Annotated in this window: 7 protein-coding genes and 1 pseudogene; 3 read left to right on the plus strand and 5 right to left on the minus strand. The window is 71.0% G+C overall.

Translation table 11 applies throughout. The features are described from left to right. Positions 1-32 precede the first annotated feature (32 nt). Positions 33-593 carry a hypothetical protein gene (locus tag DKT68_RS19065; protein WP_109818767.1) on the plus strand — a complete coding sequence of 187 codons (561 nt, stop codon included), beginning with the start codon at positions 33-35 and terminating at the stop codon, positions 591-593. A gap of 88 nt (positions 594-681) precedes the next feature. Here the strand turns inward: DKT68_RS19065 and DKT68_RS19070 are convergent, their stop codons facing one another. From DKT68_RS19070 to DKT68_RS19090, 5 genes are all read right to left on the minus strand, one after another. Next, the gene (locus DKT68_RS19070; protein ID WP_407940765.1) at positions 682-1698 is read right to left on the minus strand and encodes a C40 family peptidase; all 1017 of its coding nucleotides are present in this window, start codon (positions 1696-1698) and stop codon (positions 682-684) included. A gap of 167 nt (positions 1699-1865) precedes the next feature. Then, positions 1866-2867: a hemolysin family protein gene (locus tag DKT68_RS19075; RefSeq protein WP_109818768.1), complete on the minus strand. Its 1002-nt coding sequence runs from the start codon at positions 2865-2867 to the stop codon at positions 1866-1868. Next, the gene (locus DKT68_RS19080) at positions 2860-4191 is read right to left on the minus strand and encodes a hemolysin family protein (protein ID WP_201749101.1); all 1332 of its coding nucleotides are present in this window, start codon (positions 4189-4191) and stop codon (positions 2860-2862) included. Before DKT68_RS19080 ends, DKT68_RS19075 begins: the two co-directional genes overlap by 8 nt. Positions 4192-4364: 173 nt before the next feature. Further along, a complete protein-coding gene (locus DKT68_RS19085) occupies positions 4365-6563 on the minus strand; it encodes a (Fe-S)-binding protein (RefSeq protein ID WP_109818769.1) in 2199 nt (732 codons plus the stop codon). Positions 6564-6851: 288 nt separating this feature from the next. Then, positions 6852-7115, minus strand: coding sequence for a cell division protein CrgA (locus DKT68_RS19090; RefSeq protein WP_109818770.1), 264 nt, complete (start codon positions 7113-7115; stop codon positions 6852-6854). A 222-nt stretch (positions 7116-7337) separates the two neighbouring features. On the opposite strand from DKT68_RS19090, the gene DKT68_RS19095 reads away from it, so the two are divergent. Together DKT68_RS19095 and DKT68_RS32060 are read left to right on the plus strand one after the other, a co-directional pair. Continuing rightward, positions 7338-8144, plus strand: coding sequence for a DUF881 domain-containing protein (locus tag DKT68_RS19095; protein WP_109818771.1), 807 nt, complete (start codon positions 7338-7340; stop codon positions 8142-8144). Beyond that, positions 8141-8348, plus strand: a pseudogene (locus DKT68_RS32060) (hypothetical protein); the annotation flags it as partial. The gene DKT68_RS19095 and the pseudogene DKT68_RS32060, both read left to right, overlap by 4 nt.

An 8348-nucleotide genomic window follows, 5' to 3' on the forward strand; every position in this document is an offset into this window, starting at 1 on the left:
CACTGCCGCCCACCCACGGGAAGGACGGACGCATGACAGCGCCCTCGAAGTGGCGGCTCGTCGAGCCGACACCGACCCGGAACCGTCAGAAAGGACGGTCGACCACCTCGCGGACGACGAAGGCCCCGGCGTTCGTGGCAGGCGTCGGCACCGGTCTCACCCTCGCGGTCGCCATCGGCGGTCTGGCATTCCTGACGACCGACCGGGGTCGACCAGCGCCGGATCCGGCCGGGGCCGCAGCGACGGCGGCGGCGCCCGCTCGTTCCGGCTCGACGTCCGCGGTCCTGGACGTCACGGCACGGCACACGGGCAACCTCCAGGTACAGATCGAGGTGCAGGCGGTGAGCCCCGGTTCGTATCAGCCGATCACGATGGGACGGATGGTCGTCTGGACCGACATGATCGCCATGCCCATGTCCCACCGGCAGGGCCCGATACCGCTGATGGAGGTGCCGGGCAAACACGGCACCTACAGTGCGGTGACGGCCGTGCCGATGATCGGTGAGTACGACGTCCGGGTCGAACTCCAGCAACCGCTGCCCGCCGAGGCACACGAGCGGCTGACGGTGCAGACGGTGAGCGGCGCGGGCTGACCGTCTGCGGCGCCTGTGAAGAAGCCGCGCACCCACAGGCGAGGGCCCCCGGTCGTCCGACCGGGGGCCCTCGTCGTGCCTGCTGCGATCAGCCGGGTCTGCGGAACCCGGCGACCGGCATGTAGTTGATGCTGGCCACCTGCACCGGTTTGCCGGCGCGTGGCGCGTGCACCATCTTGTCGTTGCCCAGGTACAGGCCGACATGGTGCAGGTCGCTGAAGAAGAAGACCAGGTCACCGGGGCGGGCATCGGCCCGCGAGATGGCCTTGCCCTCGTGCCACTGGTCACCCGTGTGGTGGGTCAGGCTGATCCCCGCCGCCCTGTAGGCGTACTGGGTCAGACCCGAGCAGTCGAACGAGTTCGGCCCGGTGGCGCCCCAGACGTACGGATCGCCGACCTGCTGGCAGGCGGTCTTGATCGCCTTCTGGGCGGCGGCGTTGGCCACCCCGTTGATGGTCGGGCAGCCCTCGGTCTTGATCGTCGTCTTCGGCAGGGACGCCTCGAGCCGCTTGATCTCGCCGTCGATCTGCTTCTTCTTGGCGGCCAGCTCGTTCTGCTGCTTGGTCTGGGTAGCGATCAGCGCGTCCAGCTTCTGCTTCTCGCCGTCGTACTTGGCCCGTACGGCCAGCACGCCCTCGACCTCCTTGCGCTCCCGCGCGGCCAGCCGGTCGAGCACGGTGAGCTGCTCGGTGAGCGTGTCCGGCTTGGCGCTGACCAGCAGAGCACCGATGTCGTGGGACGGACCCGACATGTAGTACCGGGACGCGAGGTCGCCGACCCGGTTGAGCGCCAGCTCGCTCTGCAGCGCCAGCGGCTCGATCTTCTTCTGCAGTTCGGAGGACTTCTTCCGGTTGGTCTTCAGCTGCGACCGCACCTTGTTGTACTGCTCGATCGTGGGCTCCAACTGCTCCCACTGCTTGTCGATCTGCGCCTCGATCTCGTCGACCGAGGGCGGCGCGGCCTGCGCCGGCGCGGCGAGCAGGCCGGCGCCAACGGCCGCGGCCGCGACCAGTACGAGTAGATGGCGGGCGACCCGGCGCAGACCGCCCGGCCGAGCGGACAGTCCCGGGGCGTGACGATGAGGGGGCATGGTTGCCACCGGCACCGACTCCTTTGCAACCGACCGCCGGGCGCCTCGCGTGAGGGAAGGGCCGAGGCAGACGACCCACAGCGGTCGGTGCCCCACATTAGGGAAGCGCCGGACCGGAATCAAGGCGGGAGGCGTCACCGTCACTGTCGCGCGACCGCTTGCGCACCAAGGGTATTGGTCCATCAGCCAACGATTGCAGTCAATACGTCGTCGAGCGTGACCACTCCGAGCGGGCGCCGACCGTCGCTGACCAGCACCATGTGCCGCCGCTCGCGGCGCATCGCCAGCAGCAGATCGGCCAGCGTACGCTCCGGCGGCACCACCGCCAGCGGCCGGTAGACCTGCGCCGGCACCGGCGCCCGGCGAGCATGCCCGGCGTACCCGAGCACGTCCTTGACGTGCACGAAGCCGAGCACCCGCCGGGTGGACCGCTGCACCACCGGGAACCGGGACCGGCCCGTCCGGGTGGCCAGCACCTCCAGCGACGCGGGAGAGACGTCCTCGGCCACCGTCACCACCGTCGACCACGGTTGCAGCGCGTCGGCAGCCGTCCGGGTGTGCAGCGCCAGCGCGCCGGTGATGCGGGCGTGCTCCTCGGCGTCGAGCAGCCCCTCGGTACGCGCCTGGGAGACCAGCCCGGCCAGCTCCTCGGCGGTGAACACCGTCTTCACCGCCTCGGACGCCTCGATCCGCCAGAACGCCAGCACCCGCCGGGCCGCCCACTTCATTGCCAGCAGCAGCGGCTTGGTGGCCACGGAGAACGCGAGCATCGCCGGGCCGAGCCAGAGCGCGGAGAGTTCCGGGCCGGCCAGCGTGATGTTCTTCGGCACCATCTCGCCGACCACCGTGTGCAGGAAGACCACCAGACCCAGCGCCAGGACGAACGCCAGCGGGTGCACCGCCCGCTCGGGCAGGCCGGCCGCGTGGAACGGCGACTCCAGCAGGTGCGCCAACGCCGGCTCGGCGATCGCGCCGAGGCCCAGGGAGCAGACCGTGATGCCGAGCTGCGCCCCAGCGATCATCAGGGGGATCTGGTTCATGGCCGACAGCGCCCAGCGGGCACGCTTCGAGTTGGCGGCCAACGGCTCGATCACCGTCCGCCGGGACGCGATGAGCGCGAACTCGCTGCCCACGAAGAACCCGTTGCCGAGCAGCAGCAGAACGGTCACCAGCAGCTCAGTCATCGTCGTCCGGCTCCGCCGGGCGCAGCACCCGGACCTGCTCGATCCGGTGCCGCTCCACCTCCACCACGGTGAACTCCCAGCCGTCAGCCTCGACCGTCTCGCCGGCCAGCGGGATGTGCCCGAGCCGAGCCATCAGATACCCGGCCAACGTCTCGTACGGCCCCTCGGGGAGCCGGAAACCGGTCTGCTCGGCCAGCTCGTCGGAGCGCAGCACCCCGTCGACCAGCACGGTGCGCTCCCCACCCGGCACGGTCAGCTCCACCGGACCGGTTTCGTCCACAGTGGCCGGGTCGAACTCGTCGGCGATCTCCCCGACCAGCTCCTCGACCAGGTCCTCGATCGTCACCACGCCGTCGGTGCCGCCGTACTCGTCGACCACGATGGCCAGGTCGGCACCGGCCTCCTTCAACGCCGCCAGGACGCCGTCCAGGTCCAGGCTCTCCGGCACGTACACCGGTTCGCGGGCCACGGAGCCCACGCTCGTCGACGCCCGGTCGGCCAGCGGCACACCGAGCGCGTCGGGCACCCCCGCCACACCCGTGACCAGGTCCAGGGTCTCCTCGTACACGGGGAACCGGGTCCGCCCGGTCTGCCGGGACAGGTCGAGCAGCTCGGCCACGGTGGCCGTGGCGCGCAGCGCCACCACGTCCACCCGGGGGGTCATCGCCTCGGCCGCCCGCTTGTCTCCGAAGCGGATGGTGCGGCGCAGCAGCATCGCGGTCTCCGTGGGCAGCGCGCCGGCCCGCGCCGAGATGGCGGCCAGCAGGCCCAGTTCCTCCGGTGAACGGGCGCTGGCCAGCTCCTCCTGCGGCTCCACCCCGAGCGCCCGGACGAGCCGGTTCGCCGAGCCGTTCAGGCCTCGGATCACCCAGCCGAACGTCCGGGAGAAGGTGTGCATGGGGCCGGCGGTGGCCAGCGCGGCCGGCATCGGCCGGGCCAGCGCCGCGTTCTTGGGCACCAGCTCGCCGAAGAGCATGGAGATCAGGGTGGCCAGGGCCAGCGCCAGGAACGGGGTGAACCGTTGGGTGTCGTCCCCCGCCACCGGGCGCAGCAGCGGGGTGAAGATCCGGGCCAGGGCCGGCTCGGCCAGGTAGCCGGTGAGCAGCGCGGTGATGGTGATGCCGAGCTGCGCCCCGGAGAGCTGGAAGGACAGCTCGCGCAGCGCGGTGCGTACCGTCCGGGCGGCCTCGTCGCCCGCGGCGGCCCGGCGGTCGATCTCCGCGCGGTCGACCGTGACCAGGGCGAACTCGGCCGCGACGAAGAACGCGTTGCCGGCGGTCAGCGCAACGAAGCCGACCAGGGGCAGCAGCGTGGTCAGGAGCATCCCGTCGATGGTCGCCTCACCTCGGCGCGATTGTGCCACGGCGGGTGCGCGGCCACCGGCCGGGCCGAGTGGCCGTCGGGCGAGGTGCTGCGCGGGCCCGACCATGGACCGCGGACGACGGCGGTGACACCCCGTGGGTGCCACCGCCGTCCGGTGTCTTCGGGTACGCGGGATCAGCCAGCGACCGGTGCGGTCTCCTTGTCGCCCGCGGCCGGCTCGGGCTTGACCGACCGGAGCAGCACGCTCGCCACGTCGATCACCTCGACCTGCTCGCCGGCGCCCTTGCCGTTCACCCCGTCGTTGAGCATCGTCGAGCAGAACGGGCAGCCGACGGCGACCGTCCTCGCCCCGGTGGCCATGGCCTCCTCGACCCGGTCCACGTTGATCCGCTTGCCGATCTTCTCCTCCATCCACATCCGGGCGCCGCCGGCACCGCAGCAGAAGGAGCGCTCGCTGTTGCGCGGCATCTCGGTGATCTCGCCCTCGATGGCATCCCCGAGCACCTCACGGGGCGCCGCGAAGATCCGGTTGTGCCGGCCCAGGTAGCAGGGGTCGTGGTAGGTGACGCCACCGTCGACCGGCTGCACCGGGGTGAGCTTGCCGGTGGACACCAGGTGGGCCAGCAACTGGGTGTGGTGGACCACCTCGAACTCGCCGCCGAGCTGGCCGTACTCGTTGCCGAGCGTGTTGAAGCAGTGCGGGCAGGTCGCGACGATCTTGCGCTTGGCCTTCTCCCGGCCCTCGAACGCCTCGTTCAGCGTCTCCACGTTCTGCTGGGCGAGCATCTGGAAGACGAACTCGTTGCCGATGCGCCGCGCCGGGTCGCCCGAGCAGGTCTCGCCCTCGCCCAGGATCGCGAACGTCACGCCCGCCTCGTTGAGCAGCGTCGCCACCGCACGGGTGGTCTTCTTGGCCCGGTCCTCGAAGGCGCCGGCGCAGCCGACCCAGAACAGGTACTCGAAGTCGTCCACCTCGCCGACCCGGGGCACCTCGAAGTCGAGGCCCTTGGTCCAGTCCTCGCGGGTGTTCTGCGGGGCGCCCCACGGGTTGCCCTTGTTCTCCAGGTTGCGCAGCATCACGCCGGCCTCGGAGGGGAAGTTCGACTCGATCAGCACCTGGTAGCGCCGCATGTCGACGATGTGGTCCACGTGCTCGATGTCCACCGGGCACTGCTCGACGCAGGCACCGCAGGTGGTGCAGGACCAGAGCACGTCCGGGTCGATGACCCCGCCCTCCTCGGCGGTGCCGATCAGCGGCTTGTCGGCCTCGGCCAGCGCCAGCACGTCGACGTGGGCGAGCTGCGCGGCGGTGGCCTTCTCCTCGCCGGTCAGGTCCTTGCCGCCGCCGGCCAGCAGGTAGGGCGCCTTGGCGTACGCGTGGTCGCGCAGGCTCAGCACGAGCAGCTTGGGCGAGAGCGGCTTGCCGGTGTTCCAGGCCGGGCACTGCGACTGGCAGCGACCGCACTCGGTGCAGGTGCTGAAGTCCAGCAGCCCCTTCCAGCTGAACTGCTCGACCTGGGCGACGCCGAACTGGTCCTTCTCCGGGTCGGCCTCCTCGAAGTCGAGCGGCTTGCCCTGGCTCGTCATGGGGCGCAGCGCGCCGAGGCCGGAGCCGGCGGGCTTGGCCGGCTCGCGCTTGAAGAAGATGTTGGGGAACGCCAGGAAGCGGTGCCACGCGACGCCCATGGTGACGTTCAGCGAGATGACGATCAGCCAGGTCATCGAGATCACGATCTTGACGAGCGCGGCGACGCTCGCCCCGTCCTGCCAGTCGGGCAGCACCGCGCCGACCGCGTGGCTGACCGGGGTGGCCCAGAGCGGGTACTCGAAGTGGTCGGTGGCGACCTTGAAGCCCCGGATCACGAAGCCGAAGATCAGGACCAGCAGCACGATCCACTCGACGAAGTAGCCCTGCCACATCGTGGAGCCGGTGAACCGGGACCGCCCACCCGGCCGGGTCGGCCGGTTGCGCAGCCGGATCGCCATCAGGACCAGGATGCCGATCAGGCCCAGCACGCCGATGATCTCGGTGGCCAGCCCGAAGACCGTCCAGTGCCCGATGATCGGCAGCCCACCGGTCGGGGTGACCACCTCGAAGTACGCCTCGAGCACCAGCAGCGACAGCACGATGAAGCCGACCATCACGAACCAGTGCGCCGCACCCACCACGCTCCACTTGAGCATGCGGGTGTGGCCGGCGGTCTCCACCAGCATGGTCTTCGTGCGGGCGCCCTTGTCGGTGAACCGCTCCGGGGCGGGCTGCCCGAGCCGGATGACGGCCGTCATCTTCATGACCGCGCGTACCGCAAGCCACACCGCCACGGCGGTGATGGCGGCCGCGAGGATCGTGGTGACGATCTGGACGCTGCCCATCGAGTTGGCCTCCCGGTCTGCTGCCTGTCGAGCGGCTGGCGACCGGGGGCCGGGTCAGGACGGGGCCGGCGTCGCGCCGCCACCGCACCTGCGACCGGACCGGTCGATGACCTCGCTCCGCTCGGTCATGCAGTTCAGCCTACGCGCAAGGTTACCCAGCAGTAACGTGAGTCATCTCGCAGTCGGCCGCGCCGCCCTGCGGACACCATAGGGTGCCCCGCCCGGTCCTGCCGGGCAGGGGCTCCGTGGGGTGACGTGGATCGTCCGGCGTGGCGACGCCGGGCCAGCTCAGCGCCAGCGGGAGAGCAGCGCCAGGGAGGCGACCATCGCGCCGAAGCCCACCGCGAGGTTCCAGTAACCCCACGACATGACCGGGTACTGCTGCTCCGAGAGGTAGTAGACGACCAGCCAACCGATGCCGCCGACGATCAAGGCGACCGCGGTGATCGGCAGCCACACCGGGCTAGGCTTGCGCGTCGACGCCGCCGTCGTCGGACGGACGTCCGTCGGCGGGGTGTACACCTTCTTCTTGCGGACCTGAGACTTGGGCACGACGCTCTCCAGAGGGGGTGACGACCTCGTCCGGCCTGACAACCGGGCGCGGGGGCGACGGTCCATGGCCAATAATGTTCGAAAGCTAGCGTAGTCCGGAACGCGCGCCCGGACCACGAATGGGGTCAGGCCGGTGCGCGGAGTGACCGAAAAAGGCTGGACTGTTCGCATCACCGGCCCGGCCGGGGCGAACCGATACCCGAAACGCGGAAGGAACGCTCGGTGGAGTACACATCCGGCGCAGCCTCCTGGCAGAAGGTCCTCCGACGGGCCGGCGCCGGGCTACTGCCCCGGCGACCGCGTCAACGTCGACCGGGCTGGTCGATCGGGGTGCCCCTGATCGCCGCCGCGGCGGGGCTGCTCTTCACCACGACCGCGACCACCGCGGGCGGCACCGCGCTGCGAGAGGACCGCCGGCCCCAGCTCAACCAACTCATTGAGGACCGCCGCGAGCAGGTGGCGGCGAGCGAGCGCCGGGCCGCCACACTGCGCGGCGAGGTCGAGCAGCGGACCGACGCGCTGGCCCACTCGGACAGCCCGATCAAGGCCCAGCAGGACCGCGCCCAGGGAAGTCTCCAGACCGCCGGGTTCACCGCGCTGGCGGGCACCGGGGTGACCGTGGAGCTGAACGACGCGCCGCCGCGACGCAGCGACCAGACCCCCTCGGACGCCAGCAACGACGACCTCGTGGTGCACCAGGGTGACGTGCAGGCGGTGGTCAACGCGCTCTGGGCCGGAGGGGCGGAGGCCATGTCAATCATGAACGTCCGCGTGCTGGCGACCAGCGCGGTACGCTGCGTCGGTAACACCCTGCTGCTCCACGGGCGGGTGTACTCCCCACCGTTCAAGATCGTAGCAATCGGCGATCCCGCTGCCCTCCAGCAGGCCCTCGCCAGCTCTGAGGGAGTCCGGTTGTTCAAGGACGCAGTCGACGACTACCAGCTCGGATACAAGGAGTCGGTCTCCACGGTCACCGTCCCGGCATTCGAGGACTCGACCGCCCTGCGCTCGGCGACGGTGCCAAAGTGAGCGGCCCGGACGACCGGCGCGACGGGCGACACCGGGACCAGGCCGACGAACCGACGGCGTTCCTGCCCAAGGTCGACCGGCCCGCGCCTGATCGCCCGGGCCCGGCCGGTAACTGGCCGGACCCGGTGCTGCCCACCCGGCCCCGGGCGGCGCGCCCGCCGGCCGCACCCGAGCCGCCGAGCGTCGGCCGGCCCGACCCACAGC

The organism is Micromonospora acroterricola (assembly GCF_003172955.1).
GTDB lineage: Bacteria > Actinomycetota > Actinomycetes > Mycobacteriales > Micromonosporaceae > Micromonospora > Micromonospora acroterricola.